The sequence below is a fragment of the Enterobacter sp. R-1.6.2 genome (assembly GCF_035064085.1).
GTDB classification, from domain to species: domain Bacteria; phylum Pseudomonadota; class Gammaproteobacteria; order Enterobacterales; family Enterobacteriaceae; genus Enterobacter; species Enterobacter asburiae_B.
The window spans coordinates 1-18,678 of record NZ_JASEYI010000041.1 but is presented as its reverse complement, the minus strand read 5'-3'; the positions used below and the strand labels follow the sequence as shown (position 1 = coordinate 18,678).

21 protein-coding genes and 2 pseudogenes are annotated in these 18,678 nt (G+C 52.1%); 7 read left to right on the top strand and 16 right to left on the bottom strand.

Annotated elements, in window-relative coordinates; all coding sequences use genetic code 11:
- Positions 1 to 74: 74 nt before the first annotated feature.
- The 7 genes and pseudogenes from QMN93_RS24370 to QMN93_RS24340 form a co-directional block, all read right to left on the bottom strand.
- Positions 75 to 359, bottom strand: a pseudogene (locus tag QMN93_RS24370) (cupin domain-containing protein); the annotation flags it as partial.
- Positions 349 to 750: a DUF86 domain-containing protein gene (locus QMN93_RS24365; RefSeq protein WP_001293886.1), complete on the bottom strand. Its 402-nt coding sequence runs from the start codon at positions 748 to 750 to the stop codon at positions 349 to 351. The pseudogene QMN93_RS24370 and the gene QMN93_RS24365, both read right to left, overlap by 11 nt.
- On the bottom strand, positions 747 to 1,037 hold the full coding sequence (locus QMN93_RS24360; RefSeq protein WP_001247892.1) for a nucleotidyltransferase family protein: 291 nt from the start codon (positions 1,035 to 1,037) through the stop codon (positions 747 to 749). Before QMN93_RS24360 ends, QMN93_RS24365 begins: the two co-directional genes overlap by 4 nt.
- Before the next feature lie 63 nt (positions 1,038 to 1,100).
- The gene (locus tag QMN93_RS24355; RefSeq protein ID WP_012561143.1) at positions 1,101 to 1,499 is read right to left on the bottom strand and encodes a DUF6710 family protein; all 399 of its coding nucleotides are present in this window, start codon (positions 1,497 to 1,499) and stop codon (positions 1,101 to 1,103) included.
- Entirely contained in the window at positions 1,499 to 4,735 is a 3,237-nt protein-coding gene (gene mobF, locus QMN93_RS24350) for a MobF family relaxase (RefSeq protein ID WP_012561142.1), read from the bottom strand. Before mobF ends, QMN93_RS24355 begins: the two co-directional genes overlap by 1 nt.
- Complete coding sequence (locus tag QMN93_RS24345; RefSeq protein WP_000342688.1) at positions 4,735 to 6,264, bottom strand: type IV secretion system DNA-binding domain-containing protein; 1,530 nt, start codon at positions 6,262 to 6,264, stop codon at positions 4,735 to 4,737. Before QMN93_RS24345 ends, mobF begins: the two co-directional genes overlap by 1 nt.
- Position 6,265: 1 nt before the next feature.
- Entirely contained in the window at positions 6,266 to 6,682 is a 417-nt protein-coding gene (locus tag QMN93_RS24340; RefSeq protein WP_001749975.1) for a hypothetical protein, read from the bottom strand.
- 588 nt (positions 6,683 to 7,270) lie between these two features.
- On the opposite strand from QMN93_RS24340, the gene stbA reads away from it, so the two are divergent.
- From stbA to QMN93_RS24320, 4 genes are all read left to right on the top strand, one after another.
- Positions 7,271 to 7,657 (top strand): plasmid stabilization protein StbA, encoded by a 387-nt coding sequence (gene stbA, locus QMN93_RS24335; protein WP_013279398.1) that lies wholly within the window; start codon positions 7,271 to 7,273, stop codon positions 7,655 to 7,657.
- An 8-nt stretch (positions 7,658 to 7,665) separates the two neighbouring features.
- Positions 7,666 to 8,382, top strand: coding sequence for a StbB family protein (gene stbB / locus QMN93_RS24330; RefSeq protein ID WP_012561139.1), 717 nt, complete (start codon positions 7,666 to 7,668; stop codon positions 8,380 to 8,382).
- A 1-nt stretch (position 8,383) separates the two neighbouring features.
- Entirely contained in the window at positions 8,384 to 8,752 is a 369-nt protein-coding gene (gene stbC, locus QMN93_RS24325) for a plasmid stabilization protein StbC (RefSeq protein ID WP_012561138.1), read from the top strand.
- 200 nt (positions 8,753 to 8,952) lie between these two features.
- Positions 8,953 to 9,297 carry a hypothetical protein gene (locus QMN93_RS24320; RefSeq protein ID WP_012561137.1) on the top strand — a complete coding sequence of 115 codons (345 nt, stop codon included), beginning with the start codon at positions 8,953 to 8,955 and terminating at the stop codon, positions 9,295 to 9,297.
- Positions 9,298 to 9,758: 461 nt separating this feature from the next.
- On the opposite strand, the gene ccgAI is transcribed toward QMN93_RS24320, so the two are convergent.
- The 9 genes from ccgAI to ardB form a co-directional block, all read right to left on the bottom strand.
- Positions 9,759 to 9,938: a protein CcgAI gene (gene ccgAI, locus QMN93_RS24315; RefSeq protein WP_012561134.1), complete on the bottom strand. Its 180-nt coding sequence runs from the start codon at positions 9,936 to 9,938 to the stop codon at positions 9,759 to 9,761.
- An 831-nt stretch (positions 9,939 to 10,769) separates the two neighbouring features.
- On the bottom strand, positions 10,770 to 11,279 hold the full coding sequence (locus QMN93_RS24310; protein ID WP_012561131.1) for an antirestriction protein ArdA: 510 nt from the start codon (positions 11,277 to 11,279) through the stop codon (positions 10,770 to 10,772).
- Positions 11,280 to 12,638: 1,359 nt separating this feature from the next.
- Positions 12,639 to 12,971 carry a hypothetical protein gene (locus tag QMN93_RS24305; RefSeq protein WP_016359303.1) on the bottom strand — a complete coding sequence of 111 codons (333 nt, stop codon included), beginning with the start codon at positions 12,969 to 12,971 and terminating at the stop codon, positions 12,639 to 12,641.
- 208 nt (positions 12,972 to 13,179) lie between these two features.
- A complete protein-coding gene (gene ccgC / locus QMN93_RS24300) occupies positions 13,180 to 13,464 on the bottom strand; it encodes a protein CcgC (protein WP_013263793.1) in 285 nt (94 codons plus the stop codon).
- 68 nt (positions 13,465 to 13,532) lie between these two features.
- Complete coding sequence (locus tag QMN93_RS24295; RefSeq protein ID WP_015344948.1) at positions 13,533 to 13,874, bottom strand: hypothetical protein; 342 nt, start codon at positions 13,872 to 13,874, stop codon at positions 13,533 to 13,535.
- 14 nt (positions 13,875 to 13,888) lie between these two features.
- Positions 13,889 to 14,185: a protein CcgD gene (gene ccgD / locus QMN93_RS24290; protein ID WP_000545925.1), complete on the bottom strand. Its 297-nt coding sequence runs from the start codon at positions 14,183 to 14,185 to the stop codon at positions 13,889 to 13,891.
- A gap of 884 nt (positions 14,186 to 15,069) precedes the next feature.
- Complete coding sequence (locus QMN93_RS24285) at positions 15,070 to 15,309, bottom strand: hypothetical protein (protein WP_016359300.1); 240 nt, start codon at positions 15,307 to 15,309, stop codon at positions 15,070 to 15,072.
- Positions 15,310 to 15,318: 9 nt separating this feature from the next.
- A complete protein-coding gene (gene ardR / locus QMN93_RS24280; RefSeq protein ID WP_000881513.1) occupies positions 15,319 to 15,723 on the bottom strand; it encodes an antirestriction protein ArdAB regulator ArdR in 405 nt (134 codons plus the stop codon).
- Between the two features lie 57 nt (positions 15,724 to 15,780).
- Positions 15,781 to 16,206 carry an antirestriction protein ArdB gene (ardB, locus tag QMN93_RS24275; RefSeq protein WP_323630736.1) on the bottom strand — a complete coding sequence of 142 codons (426 nt, stop codon included), beginning with the start codon at positions 16,204 to 16,206 and terminating at the stop codon, positions 15,781 to 15,783.
- A gap of 415 nt (positions 16,207 to 16,621) precedes the next feature.
- Here ardB and mucA point away from each other — a divergent pair, with 415 nt between their 5' ends.
- The 3 genes and pseudogenes from mucA to QMN93_RS24260 all read left to right on the top strand — a co-directional run.
- On the top strand, positions 16,622 to 17,062 hold the full coding sequence (gene mucA / locus QMN93_RS24270; RefSeq protein ID WP_000861760.1) for a translesion error-prone DNA polymerase V autoproteolytic subunit MucA: 441 nt from the start codon (positions 16,622 to 16,624) through the stop codon (positions 17,060 to 17,062).
- Entirely contained in the window at positions 17,050 to 18,315 is a 1,266-nt protein-coding gene (gene mucB, locus QMN93_RS24265) for a translesion error-prone DNA polymerase V subunit MucB (protein ID WP_016359299.1), read from the top strand. The genes mucA and mucB overlap by 13 nt, the downstream gene beginning before the upstream one ends.
- 150 nt (positions 18,316 to 18,465) lie before the next feature.
- Positions 18,466 to 18,678: pseudogene (locus QMN93_RS24260) on the top strand (sprT domain-containing protein); the annotation flags it as partial.

Here is an 18,678-nt window from a genome sequence, read left to right as displayed (position 1 = left end):
GAATGGGTTCATGTGCAGCTCCATCAGCAAAAGGGGATGATAAGTTTATCACCACCGACTATTTGCAACAGTGCCGTATTTCGCGCCCCGTGCACTTGGCCCGGTCTTGCCACGGCTATCTCACCTTCCCTGAGGGCACGAACAATCCCATTGCCCTGAAAGTAATCAGCCATTCCCGACAAAACAGTCCACGTGTCTTGGCCGTGAGGATGAATGTGAGCCGCAATTTCCTGCCCGGGATGGACATGCCAAACCACGATAATTGAGTCTCGGGTTTCAAGCACAACGGAACGAATAGGCTCGCCTTCGGACGGCTGAACATACTCGGCTACAGAAAATATTCTCGATTCAACAGTCATCGGAGATCCCTCTTTCACAGTTGTCGTTACGGTCTTCATCGTCGGCATCCTGACGCACGGCGGGCAATTGCTGGAGCAACGCCGGCAGCCATTCCTGTACCGTCTCCCACACCACATCGAGGTTGATGTCGAAATAGCCGTGAGCCATGCGATTACGCATATTGCGCATGCTGCGCCACGGCACGTCGGCATGCGCCTGGGTGAACTCGACGTAGCCATCCATCACCTTTGTGGCCGCCTCGCCGATGACGATCAGGCTCATGATGACGGCCTGCTGGGTGCGCTTGTCGGCCAAGAAGTCGTCCTTGGCCATCCCTTCCACGAAGCTGCGCGCATCGGTTGCGGCCTGCTGAATGTGGTCGAGGTAATCGGGCAGGCGGTTCTCGCTCATATCGGTTGCGCCTCCGCGAGCACCTTGGCCCGGAACTTCGGCGGCAGGTCGCCGGGAGTCAGCAGATCGACGTCAACGCCGAGCAGCGATTTCAGTTCTTCTTCCAAATCGCCCAAGTCCAACAACGTGGCACCGGGCAGCGCATCGACCAACAGGTCGAGGTCGCTGCCATCCCGGTCGGTGCCATGCAGCACCGAGCCGAAGACGCGCGGGTTCGCGGCGCGAAAGCGGCCTACCGCTTCACGCACTGCGCTTCGCTTCATGTCAAGCACAACAGACGGTCGCATGCGCATCCTTTCTTATCGAAACTCGTTGAGATGATATGCAATCAAGAATAGAATTTCAAGAACTCACAAAGTAACGCGGTGGTTAATATCCTGTACCCACGGATTGCCCTTAGCGCTGCCTATATCGGCTAAAGCACTCCGGTAGCTTGATTCACCCCACGGCCACGGCAGGATCTTGGCCGTCGCAAGCGCCAGGGGAAAATCTTCAGCTGCAAGCCTGAGTGATTTCATGTGCGTGTAATCCATCGCCCAGATGATTTTTGTGAAGAAGAACTCGCGCTCGTTCATGTCCGGGCGCGCGTCCTGGCCCTCCGTGCCAACGGCCAGCAAGTAATCGGCCTGAATTGGCAGTATCAGCGCGCGTAGTAAGTCATGGATCGCCGGTTGCGGCAGTCTGCGCGCCAGATTAATTACCCGGTCGAACTTCAGTTTATCCTGCTTGCGCTTGTCGGTCTGCTCCATCAGATTTCATGGCCCCCTTCTTCATGCTCATGCTCATGGGTGTGTTCTTTTCCGGTATGGCTCTGTTCCGCCTGAGACGTCTGCGGCATGGCGTAATCGTCGTAAATGCTGCTGTCAAAGTCGTAGTCTGATGCTTCGGCATAATGCTCGTAATCGGCATACTCCTGCGCGCTCCACTGCTGATCGTCGGCAGCAGCATAATCATGGGCCAGCTCTGCATCATTTTGCTGTGCTTCATGACGCCGCAGGCCAACGGAATCATCCATAGGGTTCTGCTTAAGATGAAAGGCGTCCTCTGCGTTGCTCACCGGCTGATAATCAGTGCCGGTTGTCATGTTATGTTCATCGGGTTTCTGGTTAAACGCCATGCTTTCCCCCGTGGCTTCTGGCAGACCTTTTTCAGCTGATCGGGTTTCTAAACTGGTATCGCGGCCAATATCCTTAAACCTGGCCTCAAGCCCAAAGAAACGGTCAATTTCTGCGGCCGTGGTTTTCGGGCTGTCGCGGCTCACGCTCGATGCCAAAGATTTTTTATCGTCGGTAAAAATTTCCACCTCATGACGCGCACGCGAAATACCAACATAAAAAACGTCCTTAGAAGTGGTAAGCGATTTGGTATCTATGTTGAACAACACGCGATCACAGGTAAGCCCTTGGGATTTGTGGACGGTGGTTGCATAAGCATAGGAAAGATAAGAAGCCTGTTTTTTGTCCAGCTCAACCGTGCGCCCTTTTTTGTCCTCAAGCGTCAGTTTTTCACCCTCCACGGTTTTCACCGTGAAGCGGTCGCCGTTGGCAACGTCCAGCGTTTTATCGTTACGCGTTACCATAACCTTATCGCCCGGCGCCAGTTCGGCGCTGACTGCCTGGTATACAGACAGCTTGGTGTGTGTACGCGGGCTGAAAGCGATCTGCTCACCGCTGCTGCTTTCAACCGTCAATTTGTTGCCCGGCCCGGTATCAAGAACCTGGTAAGACTCGCCCCGCTTCATACCATTTTTGTAATCCTGTTCGGGGATAATGATTTGCCCTTTACTGAAATAACGGCTGTCGCGGCGTTCCGCCTGTGTCGAATCCACGCGGTCAAGTAGCGTGAACGTTTCGCCGGTTCCGGCAAGCCCCAGATTGCCCCGGATGTAGTCATTGAGGGTTTTGCGTGAGGCGTTCGTACCAGAGATTATCAGGGTGGCATCCTGTTGTTCTGAGGACAGAGACAGGTAGCGATCGGCAAGTTGAGCGAGTCGGGGCGCTTCTTCCTTCAGTTCGTTCACGCCGGTGATATTTTTCAGGGCGCGCGCGGCATTACCTTCAGCGGCATACTTAACCGCCTCAAGCAAAACTTCATTCTTCTGTCGCTGAATGTCTTTCATGTAGCTGGTCTGCATATCTGCTTTAATCAGCTGCTCAAAAGGCTTACCGGCTTCTACCGCTTTCGTCTGTGACGTATCCCCCAGGAATACCGCGCGAGCGTTATGCTTCTCGATCACCTCCATCAGCTGTTTCATCTGTCGGGCGGGTATAACCCCGGCTTCATCAATGAATACGACTGATTTTTCATCCAGCTTTTTATCCTTCGCTTTGAGGAAAGCGGCAACGGTGCGGGCCGGTAATCCATCATCTTCAAGCGCTTTTTTCTGTGTCCCATAGGGGGCCAGCGCCGTGACCTTCAGCCCTTGTGACTCCAGCAGCTCTTTAGCGGCCATCGTCATATAGCTTTTACCGGTACCGGCGTAACCATGTGCGGCCACAAACCGATCTTTGCTCGTCACAATTTCTGTAACCGCGCGCATCTGCTCCTTCTTGAGGGTTTTCCCGGCAAGCAGCTGGCCTGCAATCTCTGCGGTCAGCTGTCGCGGCATCTGCCCCCGGCCGCGTGATTCGATAGTCAGAATGGAACGCTCAAGGCGAATACCCTCCACGGTAGTGACGCGGTGGCTGGTCTTTTTAAGCCTGCCGTTTTTAATACCATCATCTACCGCAAAACGGGCTTTATCCGCACGCATCCCGCTATTCGTCAGCGAGTCGATCCACTCTTTGCGCGTCAGAGTTTCGGCCATAACTGAAGCACCGACCTTCAGAGTTGATTGATACCGGGCTTCGCCCTCGATGATGGCGCCCTTCTGTACCGCCTTCAGGTACGCTTTTTCAACATCGGCTATTGTGGCATGGCCCAGCACCTGCTTATTAGCGATTTGAATCAGCTTCTGGCGTTCAAAGCTGGCATCGCGCTCTGACAGCGACTTAACTGCAAACTGGATAGCCCGGTCAGCTTTAACCTCCGGGCTGGTAAAATCCGGGGCCATGTTGCGCGCTATATCAGCCTCCAGAGGTTTACCGTGTCCCTGCCATTCACGGTTATCAAAATCAATGCCGAGCGTTTTGGCGCGGCTGGCCCATTCCTGGTGAATTTCTTCACGGGAATGCTCTGTTTTCTTTTCACGCGTAGCCATCGAGACGCGGCTTTTCGTCTGAGCATCGGCGGTTTCCCGCGTCAGACCCATTGCAGCGAGTCCCTTTTCAATTTGCTCCGACCGGCGGGAAAAAGCGCGAATCTGTTCATCTGAAAAATGGGCCATATCGAACGTGTTATTTTTGCTGTTGTAACGCAGCTCATAACCGGCTTTGGTCAACTCCAACGCCAGCTCCTGTTTGTAAACATCGCCCAGGTGCATTTTGTTACGCATCAGCTCATCATTTTTGAGCGCGCGCCACTGGCCGTCCTCGCGCTGGGTCATGTTCATGACAAAAGCGTGTGTGTGCAAATCAGGATCTAGCGCCCTGGAAGTTTCGTGGCGGAAAGTAGCGACGACAAGGTTATTGGTATTCTGGGTTACTGATTTCCCCTGGCGAGTCGTCCGGGCCTGCGCGAGTTTTTCAGCTTCACGCACAGCAGCGGCAACAGCTTTTTCATGAGCCTCGATAATGGTTTTATCGCCGTGTATCAGCGCCTGCATGGATACCCCTTTAGGCGCTGAAAACGTCAGGTCGTAGCCCAGACGCTCTTTTTTGGCATCACCCACGTGTCGCTGCATATGCGTGAAGGTATCTATCTCTCCGACAAGCAGCTCTTTAAACCGGGCTGATTCAACGTCCCCGGATAAGCCGAGGGCTTCAGCTCCGGTTCCCTGCCAGGACGTGAATGATGAATCCTTACTGTAGTAATCATCCTTTGCATCAGAGTAGTAGCCCACAACGCTAGTGACGTTCTGGCGGGTAATCGTGGTTATATCAAGCATCAGATCTCCCTCAGTTCAATGCCAGGAACAGGGTTTTTGCGATGGTATTTAACGTGTTTAGCCTTGAACTTAGCGACGGGCATATCACCAGGCAACGCCAGATAGCCGGTGAGGTTTGGCAACATTGATATTTCGGTAGGCGTTACGGCACGAACAACTTTAACGTCGCGGCGTTTACGGACAATCCAGGGCTTCTGAGGATCGGATTCTTTACGCTCAACTTCGCCTTCTATCTCACCGAGTGAGCGCGACATTTGATCCAACGTTTCATCACCGAGACGGCTGCCGCCCAGCACGATGTTAGAACGCATGTTAGCCAGAATTGTCTGAGCCATATCCCGACCATAAACCTTAACCAGCTGAGAATAGGTTTGATAGCCAGCATAAACACACAGACCGCTTTTACGCCCTTTGGTCAGTGCATCGTTGAGGTTTGGCAGAAACTGGAGTGATTCCAGCTCGTCAATAAATACATTAATGCGGCTTTCTTTTTCACCCATACCCAGCACGATAGAAAAAATCGAATCCAGCCAGCAGGAAATTAGCGGATTAAGTGACCTTTTCATTTCTTCCTGCCAGGTGATAAACAGGGTTCCCGGCTTTCCATCATCAAGCCAGTCACGCAGGGAAAAATTACCTTCCGGCATTTTCAAATGTGGGGCAAGATTCTTACTGAGAACAAATCGCGCGCTTCCAACTGCTTTTTCAGACCCGGAAAAAATAGCTTCGGCAGGCGTCCCCATTAAAAATTCTTTTAATTTTTTCTGGTCAACGTTACAGGCCCAGTGAATAACTTCTTCCATAGTTACTGTGCTGTATAGGCTGTGAAGTTTTTTCGAAACTTCACTAAAAATAAGACGGCCATAGCCGAACCATTCTTCAGTAGCCATATCAGGGCTTTCCTGAACAATAGAGTTCACTAAACGCTCGTAATCATATGAACGGCGAATTTCATTGAAAAACACCCAGCCTTCAGTGCGTTTATCATAGGCGTTTAAAATAACATCGCCGGGACGATAGAAATTCTTTAAGAACCCCCCATTTGGATCTAAAGCAATATTTTTGCCGCCTCTAATGATGCTCTTAAATAACAGTTCATTGAAAATTGTGGTTTTACCAGTACCGGTTGTACCGGCAATCGAAAAATGCAAGTTCTCAGCGTATGTAGGTATGGGGATATTAGCCACGGTTAACTGGTTGACACCTCTTTCGCGTGTTTTATCAGCGAGTGTTCTGGCGCGAACAAGCTCTGTACCACGATAAATCTTTTTGAATCTTTCGCCTTTAAACACGCGTGATTTATCATAAATGATAAAAGCGATCAGACCGCCAACACCAATAAACCAGCCAGCAATTAAAGCTGACCATAAAGGCCATAGCGAAAAAGTATTCTTAACCAGATACGGAATCAGGTATTTAGCCGTGGATGGATCAATACCGTAGGTAAATTTTGCAACTAGAAACCATACCATCACTGGAGGCAAAGTAATTGCAAATAAAAATGCTAAGCCTCTTTCTCTATCGTCCATTTCAGCGCTCCTTTTTTGGTTCCCAGACTTTGTAGCCGTTACGTTCAACCTCTGCTTTTGCCGCTTTGGTTTTGCCCGGTTCTGCTATCGAGCGCAGGAGGATTAGCGTTTCAATAGCGAGTGATTCATGCAACATCATCTGTCCTGCCGGTGGGAATTTTACGCCAGATAGCGTTTCGGTTATTGCCTTCAGCTCATCGCGCAGTGGGCCAAAATCCGCATCTGAAGCACGGTCAAAAAGATAATCCAGTTTGCGATTTACGTCGCTCAGCCGGTCGGCAACTATTTTCAACCCGGACTCCCGATCACCTGGGCCAGCTTCAATGCAGCGCCGCAGATAATCTGACCGATTACCTCCTGAAACCAGGTCTATATAGGCCAAAAGTTCATCTGATACTTTTGCGGTTATTATTGGCATTCAGTCCTCACATTGTGCATTTCTTAAACAAAAAATTGGGATCTAACAAGCTGAAATCTTAGTATTACCAAAGTAATAAAGCAAACTCATTATAAAACAATGGGTTATTGGGTGTTTTTAATACCTAATTATTACCGAATATTGACGCTATTTATTTTTTTATCTTTTAAATCAGTACGATAGCGTGATTTATCGCGCTGCGTTAGGTGTATAGCAGGTTAAGGAAAAAAAATCATCTTTTTTGGTAGGAGCGACCTCCGTAGGTTAAGGGTCATTTGGCTAAAAAGCGTCCTATTCTTTGATGGTCATGCTTGCATGACCATCTGAGCAACCAAAAACTACAGATAAACTACAGAGAAACTACAGATAAACTACAAAAAACGATTTACCTTAGCGTTGTCAGACTACTAATAGACTACAAGGAAACTACAAAGAAACTACAAAGAAACTACAAAGAAACTACAAATAGACTACTAAAACCGTGGCAGACTACTAATAGACTACAAGAAAACTACAAATAAACTACAAAACTGGATTGACCCCTTCTTACGAGTGTTGTAGAGTCATCTTCATACAACGGAGGGGGTTATGAATAAACCAGCAGATCTGAAACCCCGCAACTTATCGGCTGCTGTCAGATTGCGCCTAAATGAAATCGAGAACTGGCTGGACAGAGGGCTAACGCGGCATGAAATTGCTGAAATCCTCGACAGCGAATACAGCTTTTCGGTAACAGCCAAAGGGCTTGAGATGGCACTGTATAGAACGCGGCAAAACCGAAAAAATGTATTGCACAATACACATGATAAGAGTAGCGCGAAGGGTGCAGCGGAAAGTGTATTGCACAATACACAACCGTCTGAGCCTGAAGCGCAGGAAAGTGAAAAAGCAGAGAGTCCCGGCATTATTGATAAAGAGTTCTTCAATAAAATCGGTGAGGATTTCAACCCTAAGAAGTTCAACAAAAAATTCTGAGGTGATTTATGAAAGTAGCGGTAATTAATTACAGTGGCAGTGTTGGTAAAACATTAATTTCATCTTACCTGTTAGCCCCGCGCCTGACTGGTGCAAAGTTCTATGCGGTAGAGACTATCAACCAGTCTGCTTCCGATCTGGGTATTGAAAATGTGACCAGTTTTAAAGGTGACGACTTCTCACGTTTGATTGAGGATATTGTTTTTGAAGATGCAGGCATTATTGATATTGGCGCGTCAAACGTTGAAGCGTTCCTGATGGCTATGTCTCGCTTTGACAGTGGCGCGAACGAATTTGATAAATATGTAATCCCGGTGACGCCGGATAATAAGGCGATTGATGAAAGCCTGAAAACGGCACACACGTTAAGTAAAGCGGGCGTGAGCAGCAAGAAAATTATCTTTGTTCCAAACCGTATTAGTCCAGACAGTGAAGTAGAAGATGTGCTGGCGCCGGTGTTTGAGTTTGTCAAAGAAACGAAGATTGGCAAAATAAGCAAGAAGGCTGTTATTTATAACAGTGAGGTTTTCGAATATCTGGCGTTTCACCGTATCTCATTCGAAGTATTGACCGCTGAAGATCCAGAAGAATTCAAATCCCGTGCAAAACAAACAACCGATGCTGACGAGCGCAAAAAACTGGCACGCCGTTATACATACATGAAACAGGCGATTCCGGTAAAAGCTAATCTCGATAAAGCATATGCGGCTTTAATGGGAGAATAAAATGGAAAAGCAGCCGGATAAATTAGAAGTTCTGATGGACTGGTTTTTAGGTGACGCGAAGGAAATCACCGCAACTCAGAAAGAAATGACGCAGAAACTTTCTGAGCTTTCGGAAAAGCTGGCAAAAGACACCGAAAGTTTAGGAGAGACGGCAGACTCTTTTAAACGGGCTTTAGTAGAAAACCAGCGTTCAATTAGCCTGGCAATTAGTGATGATGCTAAGGCGCGCGAGGAATTTCTAACTAAATTCCGCCGCGCGCAGGCGTCCAGTGCTGAGACGTTTACCCGTCAGATCCTTTTTATTACAGCTGGCTGCACCATCGTGGGCGCCGCAGTAGGCGCCGCGATAGCGATACTTTTACTGAGATAAAGCAAACCGGGCGTGTCCCGGTTTTTTTGTCAAGCGGAGCGCGGAGGCCGAAGGCCGGAGGCATTAGTGGCCGCCGCCCGCGTAAGCGGGGCGAGACGGGAACCGGCTCGAAGCGCAGCACGGCAGAACGGCCCCGCAGGGGCAATGCCCGTTTTAATTCATCGTGACAGTCGCGCGTGACCATCACGGGGAGAAAAATAATGAATGACCGACAGCGAGAACTGGCCCGTATACGCCAGGCCCGCCGCCGCGCGCGGCTCAAGGAAGAAGGCACAAGCGTGACAGTCACGCTAACAAAACAGGAAGAAGCAATGTTGCAGGAGCTGTGCCGGGTTCGCCGTCCTGGACGAACGCCTTATTCAACGAACGAATTTTTCCAGCTGCTGCTTATCCGCAACTGGCAGCAGTGGCAGGAGCAGAAGGCACAGCTGGGAAAATGCCAGGCTTGCGGAAAGCTGAAAGCGGAGGGGGGGTGCGAGGGTGAACGGAAAGGCGAAACCTTTAACTGCTGGCTTGCCGTCGAAGCCAATGAACTAAATTTGTAGTGTATTGTGCAATACACATTTACACAGAAACAAAAACCACCGGCAATTCCTGGAACCGGATACCTACGGCTATTCCTGGGTGAACGGTACTTTTTGCACCTGGGTGCGCTGAAAAAGCTGAATATGCAGGGTGACGTTCGCGTGCTGTTCTGCTTTGTAGACTGAATGCGCCAGCTATACGCCTGACTGCTTAAACCTGGTAAAGTTCTGCAACCGGCACTGACCGGAAAGCAAGGCAGGGAAGACCTAAGCCAGAAACCTTGACTGCTCCCCGCCCTTCAGGGCGGGGATTGCGGATCATGTTCTTCTCTTTCAGGGATTCAACGCAGACAAGAAAGGCTTTCAATTTCCTATACGTGAACGGCCGCGCAGCGGAAAGAAACAAGCCCGGTCAATCCGGGCTTGTTTCTTTAGGCGGCTCAGAAATCGCCTAAAGGCCCGGCTTGGCCGGGCAGTCAGTGCTATTTAGTTTGTTGCAGCAGCTGGCTTAATTTTGCCGCCAGTGCATACGTCGATTGGAAAGCGCCTTGCAGGCGCTGATTAGGCAGCTGGTTGAACGCTTCGAGGCAGGCGCGCAGCAATAATTCTTTCTGAGATTCGACTTCTTTTTTCAGTTGGGAAGGGGTGGTAACTGTAGTCATGCTTGCTCCTTAGTGAGCCGATATCGGCAATTTTTCGGGTGGCGGTGTTGCCTCCCGATGATTTAATTATCGGTGATTATGCTTTTAAAGTCAATACAGGTACGGAATTTATTTACCTGTTTTTATGCCCGTCAGGGCATGGAAGGCGACCGCGCCGGACTCCACCGGACACCGGCCGCAAATCGCCGGAAACTGCGGGACTGACCGGAGCAACAGGCCAACCCCCCTCCCTGCTAAGCCATAACCCAGCCCGCCGCCACGCAGCTGCCGCACGTCCCCCACGGGGGTGCGCAGTGGGCGCCGCGCGCCTGCGCGCGGGTACGGCGGCCCGCCTGCGGGTCGCGGCGCCGTACTGCGAGTTAGCGGCCGCCGCGCGGCCGGTTACGGGGGACACCGCACAGTCACGGCCAGTGCCCCGCTGAGCTGCACAATCCACGGATAACACAATAGCGCACTGGCAAAGGATGCCGACGCCTGAAGGGCGTGGGCACCCCGAAGGGGCGGGGCGGCCGCTTGCGGCCGGGCGAGTCCGGCGCAGGGTGTGGCCTGCCAAGCGGAGCGCGGAGGCCGAAGGCCGGAGGCGTTAGCGGCCGCTGCCCGCGTAAGCGGGGCGAGACGGGAACCGGCTCGATGCGCAGCACAGCAGAGCGACCCCGAAGGGGTAACGCCCGGTGTGGCATCAGGATTTAGTGCAATGGCAGAACATGAGCTGGAGAGATCACCGGCAAGCAGCAGCAAAGGGGCGGCACAGCCGCCCCGATGGCTGTTTGCCGATACCGGCGATTAATTAGAGCGGTGTTTAATATCCCCCGCGTTGCGGGGGACTAGGTTTCAGCAAGTCATGTTAAATACGTGTCCATCATGTAAACTGAAATCCCCAATAAACAGATCCCGCGCATAGGCTACGATGTCAAAATATCGGGCTACGGATTCCGGAATATCATTCAGTAGACCGCTATCATTCAGGTATTCCTCTGCAAAAGTTTCTTCGTCCTTAGCTTCGCCCATATAGGCATCTCTAAACAGGTCGAAATCAGTGCTATTAAACAGATCAACAAAGGCCACAAACGCCGCTTCGTTACCTTCCTCGCGGGCTTGTTTAAAGCCGTTAATAAAATCCCAGTTGATATGGCACTCTGACGCCATACCAGACGGAATACCCTCCCAATCTTGGAACATAAATTCTGGATCAGCCTCATTTGCGTGTAACTCGCGGCAGCGCTCGTAAAACTCCTCTGAGCTATCAAAATCGGTCAGATCGAGCCAGGCTCCCGCAATGCTTCCGCAGTTGTATTTATGGTAAGTGCCAACATAAACAGAAGGGGTCGTAATATCAGTCATGGTGTACTCCTTAAAGCGCCGATACCGGCAATTTTTCGGGCGGCGGTATTGCCTCCCGATGATTTAATTATCGTTGATTATGCTTTTAAAGTCAATACAGATACGGAATTTATTTACCTGTTTTTATGCCCGTCAGGGCATGGAAGGCGACCGCGCCGGACTCCACCGGACACCGGCCGCAAATCGCCGGAAACTGCGGGACTGACCGGAGCAACAGGCCAACCCCCCTCCCTGCTAAGCCATAACCCAGCCCGCCGCCACGCAGCTGCCGCACGTCCCCCACGGGGGTGCGCAGTGGGCGCCGCGCGCCTGCGCGCGGGTACGGCGGCCCGCCTGCGGGTCGCGGCGCCGTACTGCGAGTTAGCGGCCGCCGCGCGGCCGGTTACGGGGGACACCGCACCGTCACGGCCAGCGCCCCGCTGAGCTGCACAATCCACGGATAACACAATAGCGCACTGGCAAAGGATGCCGACGCCTGAAGGGCGTTGGCACCCCGAAGGGGCGGGGCGGCCGCTTGCGGCCGGGCGAGTCCGGCGCAGGGTGTGGCCTGCCAAGCGGAGCGCGGAGGCCGAAGGCCGGAGGCGTTAGCGGCCGCTGCCCGCGTAAGCGGGGCGAGACGGGAACCGGCTCGATGCGCAGCACAGCAGAGCGGCCCCGAAGGGGTAACGCCCTGTGTGGCATCAGGATTTAGCACAATGTCAGAACATAAACTGGAGAGATCACCGGCAAGCAGCAGCAAAGGGGCGGCACAGCCGCCCCGATGGCTGTTACTTGTCTTTGTCGCGTAGCACTTTGATTAGGCCGGTTACGGCCGTAATCAGAGCGGCCAGCGAGGTGATGATTTGCGGTAGGTTTTCGAGGATGGTAGAGGTCATATAGCACCTGTAGAGAAGTTGGCGGGGTGTCGTTTCCGACGGCCGCACTGTAACCGGGCGAATAAGGCAGGTTGTCAACAGCTTGAGCGAAGCGTCTGTTGACAACCTGCCGCGCCCGGTTTCACTGCGGTCATAGGCGGAACGACCCACGCCAACGGAACGGCTTTATGACCGGGCAGCTGAGATACCGGCGAACCTGGCTGGCGGCTGACGCCAGCCGCCAAGCGCCAGCGCGGAGGGCAAAGCCCGGAGGCCAAGCGGAGCGCGGAGGCCGAAGGCCGGAGGCCGGAGGCGTTAGCGGCCGCTGCCCGCGTAAGCGGGGCGAGACGGGAACCGGCTCGATGCGCAGCACAGCAGAGCGGCCCCGAAGGGGTAACGCCCGGAGTCTGCCGCTGTTTATCTCTCGTTCCATCTGAAATCGGCGGTAAGGCCATTAAAAGGGTCAGTTTATCAGGGAGGCGTTAGCCCCCCATGTTGTTAATCATCAGGCAATATCGTCTTTGTAGCAGGCATAACCGAAGCTAAGCTCTGTTTTCATATAGTGGCGGGCAAAGTCCCAGGCATCGTGGCCGAAGTCCTCATAATCTGCCAGGACGATTTCGCGGGCTTTGTGCCATTGCTGTACGGAAGAAAGCGGCAGAACAGGGCAGGGGTGCGACCAGTCAGTGACGGTGTTGCAGATCATATCTGCCAGACGCTCCAGGGAGCCGTAAACCAGCTCTGTGCGCAGATCCGCCACCATGCGTTGTTTACGCAGTGATGCCAGATAATCAATCTCTTTGGTTATATCAGAATTTAAGCGGGTCTGGTAATCCATGATGTACTCCTTTGCGCGCCGATACCGGCAATTTTGCGGGCGACGGTGTTGCCTCCCGATGATTTAATTATCGGTGATTATGCCCTCAAAGTCAATATAAGTACGGAATATGCATGCATAATTTTATATCTTGCAAAGCGTTCATAGAGTGCCTGAATCGCTTTCTGACAGCCTCAATAAAAAAAGGCGGGGATTCCCGCCTTTTTTCTTACAGCTGCTTACGTGGCTTTTTACGCGTCATATACAACGGTATCGCGCAGTCTACCGCGTACAAAAAGCACGCCAGCGCGCCGCAACCGTACAGAAACGCAAGCGGCTTATTATCGAAGTAGCTGAAAACCCCTGTCGCCGCACACAGGCCCAGAACAGAGACGCAGGCGCAGGTGATCTGCACCAGATCCCTGTATCCCGCACGAACGATAAACCAGGGCAGGGCAAGCGCAGCGGCGCTAATAATTAATGCGAGAGGGACAAAAACGAGATAGTGATACATGTGAACTCCTTGATGGTTGCCGATACCGGCGATTGTTCGGGCGGCGGTATTGCCACCCGATGATTTAATTAGAGGTTTTGCGCGTCCAGGAGATTGACCTGAGCCGGGGTAACGTGAAACTTTTCCCCTTTATGGATCACGTTATGCGGGGCGCTAATTTCATCACTGATAAAGCTAACCGGGTAACGTTTTTTACCGCAAATCCGCTCGCTAAACCATGCCACTTTTGCCGCTGGCCGATCCACTGGATGAACAATCACACCGGCCATGCTGCAACCCGTTGCGGGTTCGTCCAGCGTAATGCTTACCGGGACTGTATCCCGGTAAAAAAACTTAACCGGCGGCACACCTGCCTGCGTAGCGGCTGCGACAACTGCAAGCCCGATAACCGCTATCCGATTAATAAGCATTTTATTCCCCTTACTCATGCTGATATCACCTTGCCAGCTGTTACCAGTTTACGAAATTCACTTTCATGAATTTCACGCCCATGCTCAAGCGTTGAATACACGTTGCCGATAAGCCAGTTACCAGCCGTTTTTGTCTCGGTATACCACCATGCTTCTGTCAGAGTAAGCAGCGGTTCGCTATCCTCGCCCTTCTCATAGATCCAGATTTTAGTGACGTCTTTACCCGTTTCGTTGCTGCCCTGAATGGTAGGGTCAAAGGTATGTTCAATCTCTATATCGAAGTAACGCTGAAGGAAGTTAGTAAAGTGCATGACGACTCCTGTAAGCGCCGATACCGGCAATTTTTCGGGTGGCGGTGTCGCCTCCCGATGATTTAATTATCGTTGATTATGCTTTTAAAGTCAATACAGGTACGGAATTTATTTACCTGTTTTTATGCCCGTCAGGGCATGGAAGGCGACCGCGCCGGACTCCACCGGACACCGGCCGCAAATCGCCGGAAACTGCGGGACTGACCGGAGCAACAGGCCAACCCCCCTCCCTGCTAAGCCATAACCCAGCCCGCCGCCACGCAGCTGCCGCACGTCCCCCACGGGGGTGCGCAGTGGGCGCCGCGCGCCTGCGCGCGGGTACGGCGGCCCGCCTGCGGGTCGCGGCGCCGTACTGCGAGTTAGCGGCCGCCGCGCGGCCGGTTACGGGGGACACCGCACCGTCACGGCCAGCGCCCCACTGAGCTGCACAATCCACGGATAATGCAGGAGACGAATCATGATAGGAGGCTGAAGGGGAAATGAGCGGCAGCAGGGGAAGGGGTTGCCAAGCGGAGCGCGGAGGCCGCAGGCCGGAGGCGTCAGTGGCAGCTGCCCGCGTGAGCGGGGCGAGACGCGTAGCGGCTCGATGCGCAGCACAGCAGAACGGCCCCGGAGGGGTGACGTCCGGGGGTTCGCTTTTAAAGATTTTCGACCACATCAGTAAATCGTAGTGACACCATGAAGCAAAAGTATCGTGCAGACCAGAATCAACAACAGTAACAGCAGACCTTTTTTTCGACGTAATAAAACCGGCCCCAAAGCGCCCGCAAGAAGCACACTCAACACGATTTCCGTTATACTAATCGTATTCATAATCTCTCACGTTTCCCTTTTTAGAACTCTGCCACACACAGATAAAACCTTATAACAAGCTACAAAACCCGTTATTCAGACGCGGTAATGCCTAGTTTTTTTGCCAGTATTTCAGATGACAAAGAAACCCTTATCCACTTCCCGGTTACAAGGTGAATGATTGTGGCTTCATGCCCTTTAACAGAGTGGGATATTAACTCACGCTGAATGATATGCGTCTCTCCATCATTTCCCGTCACGGCAATTAGGCCCTCTGTAGAACAGGGGTTGATACTACTAATGTTGGTGTTGTTTTCGGTTTTGTTCAGCATCGCTGATCCTCAAATATCGGTTTGTGTTACGTCTGCCGCTTTGCGCTGGATAAGCGACTTAAAGAAATCCGACGCCTTCAGAATATCGCTATCCTGGAAGTCGGGAAATGTCGCTTCTGTCAGCTCCTGCGCCGTACCTGCCCGTATAACGGTTTCATCGCGGATCATCGTTCGCTTAACGCCATCAGCCTGTTTTTTGCTGAAGGAGTGCCGGAAAATAATCGCGTATTGGCCGCCGCTATCCTGATGAACAGAAGTATCCCAGCGATGATTACCCTGTTTACGATAGTGGTGATAGATTTGCTGGCCGTAGCGCTCCTGATCGGAATTACGGTAATCGAACATTAACAGTTCCAAAAGCATTAACCGATCTGGCAATTGCCAGGCGGTAGGGTGTTGAAGTGTCGCTAACATAGTTTCCCCTGAGCGTGACAGTCACGATAAGGCGGGCTTTGCCCGCCTGGTTATCAGTTAATCAATGGCACGATAAATACGATTCTGGCTTTCGTTCTCCAGCGTATTAACGTACTCCCGCAACAGGTGATACCGGTTAGCCATCGTTTCGTTCAGTTCGGCTTTGCCTTCTTCATATGCCAGGCCGCAAAAGTAACTGTAGGCATACAGACAAACAATAATCCCTACTTCGCGCGCGCTGCATTCACCTTCAAAATAGTTAGGTAACGAGAGCCAAAGAGGTTGGGGCGCTTCCATAAAAAACGCGCCATTGCAGGCCTGAAGGTATTCCCAATACCCTCCCTGGTAGTCTTTAGCGTAACGATTCAGAAAGGACTGAATGAAGTGATCTGCGCTGAAGAAAGCGCCACGAAATGCCGCAGGCATGAAGTTCATGCGGGCGTTTTCAGAAATGTAGCGGGCGGTGATTTCGATAGTTTCCATGATACTTCCTCTTAAAGCCGATACCGGCGATGGTTAAGCGGCAGGCACATCACCTGCCACTTTTTAATTATCGTACAATGGGGCGTTAAAGTCAATATAAGTACGGATTATATTTACCTAATTTTATGCCCGTCAGAGCATGGAAGGCGACCTCGCCGGACTCCACCGGACACCGGGGGCAAATCGCCGGAAACTGCGGGACTGACCGGAGCGACAGGCCACCCCCCCTCCCTGCTAGCCCGCCGCCACGCGGCCGGTTACAGGGGACACTGAGAAAACAGAAAGCCAACAAACACTATATATAGCGTTCGTTGGCAGCTGAAGCAGCACTACATATAGTAGAGTACCTGTAAAACTTGCCAACCTGACCATAACAGCGATACTGTATAAGTAAACAGTGATTTGGAAGATCGCTATGAAGGTCGATATTTTTGAAAGCTCCGGCGCCAGCCGGGTACACAGCATCCCTTTTTATCTGCAAAGAATTTCTGCGGGGTTCCCCAGCCCGGCCCAGGGCTATGAAAAGCAGGAGTTAAACCTGCATGAGTATTGTGTTCGTCACCCTTCAGCAACTTACTTCCTACGGGTTTCTGGCTCGTCAATGGAAGATGGCCGCATCCATGATGGTGACGTACTGGTTGTGGATCGCTCGCTGACGGCCAGCCACGGCTCAATCGTAGTCGCCTGCATCCATAATGAATTTACCGTGAAGCGGCTACTGCTGAGGCCCAGACCCTGCCTGATGCCGATGAACAAAGATTTTCCTGTGTACTACATTGACCCGGATAATGAGAGCGTTGAAATCTGGGGAGTGGTTACGCATTCCCTTATCGAGCATCCGGTATGTTTGCGCTGATTGATGTCAATGGCATGTACGCCAGCTGTGAGCAGGCATTTAGGCCAGATCTGGCAAACCGAGCAGTGGCCGTTTTATCCAACAATGACGGCAACATTGTGGCCCGTAATTACCTGGCGAAGAAAGCGGGCCTGAAAATGGGCGATCCGTACTTCAAAGTCAGACCCATAATCGAGCGTCATAACATCGCTATTTTTAGCTCTAATTACACTCTCTATGCCTCCATGTCGGCCCGGTTCGCGGCCGTAGTTGAGTCCCTTGCAAGCCACGTCGAACAGTATTCAATCGACGAGCTTTTTGTTGACTGCAAAGGGATAACGGCCGCCATGAGCCTTGACGCTTTCGGGCGCCAACTGCGCGAGGAAGTCAGGCGACACACAACGCTGGTATGCGGGGTCGGTATTGCCCGTACTAAGACGCTGGCGAAGCTGTGTAACCACGCTGCAAAAACATGGCCCGCTACTGGCGGGGTGGTTGCTCTGGACGATGGCGCCAGACTGAAGAAATTAATGAGCATCCTGCCGGTTGCGGAAGTCTGGGGCGTCGGCCATCGTACAGAGAAAGCACTCGCCACAATGGGGATCAAAACGGTGCTGGATTTAGCCAGGGCAGATACGCGCCTAATCCGTAAAACATTCGGCGTTGTGCTTGAAAGAACGGTACGGGAGTTGCGCGGCGAGGCTTGCTTCAGCCTGGAAGAAAACCCTCCTGCGAAGCAGCAGATTGTTGTGTCGCGCTCATTCGGCCAACGCGTAGAAACCCTGACGGACATGCAGCAGGCTGTCACCGGATTTGCAGCGCGCGCAGCTGAAAAACTGCGTAATGAGAGGCAATACTGCCGCGTCATAAGCGTCTTTATCCGTACCAGTCCTTATTCAGTGCGTGATACACAGTATGCCAATCAGGCAACCGAAAAACTGACGGTGGCAACCCAGGACAGCCGCACGATAATTCAGGCAGCACAAGCCGCGCTGGCGCGGATCTGGCGGGAAGATATTGCGTATGCAAAAGCAGGGGTCATGCTGGCAGATTTTAGCGGGAAGGAGGCCCAGCTTGATTTATTCGACTCTGCTACGCCTTCAGCTGGCAGCGAGGCTTTAATGGCTGTTCTTGATGGTATAAACCGGCGTGGAAAGAGCCAGCTTTTTTTTGCAGGCCAGGGCATCGATAACTCCTTTGCCATGCGTCGTCAGATGTTGTCACCTGATTACACGACAGACTGGCGCTCAATACCAATAGCCACCATCAAATAATTACCGGCGCCGTACACGGGCCGGTTAACCCCTCAACCGGCCGAAACAAGTTTCGGCACGGTTTCGCGGTTTTCGGTAAAAGCCGTTTCCTCTGTATAAAAGATCAGCTAAATTATGTGTATTGCACAATACATATATGTGAGGTTAGCAGTGAATTTGCCTACGCCCGAAACCTACGATGAACTTCAGAGAGCCTACGATTTTTTCAATGAGAAGCTATTCAGCAACGAGCTGCCGCCATGCCTGATAACGTTGCAGCGTGAGAAGCGAACGTATGGCTATTGTTCCTTTAAGCGTTTCGTCGGCCGTGAGAGTGGGTACACGGTAGACGAGATCGCTATGAATCCGGTGTATTTCTCGATC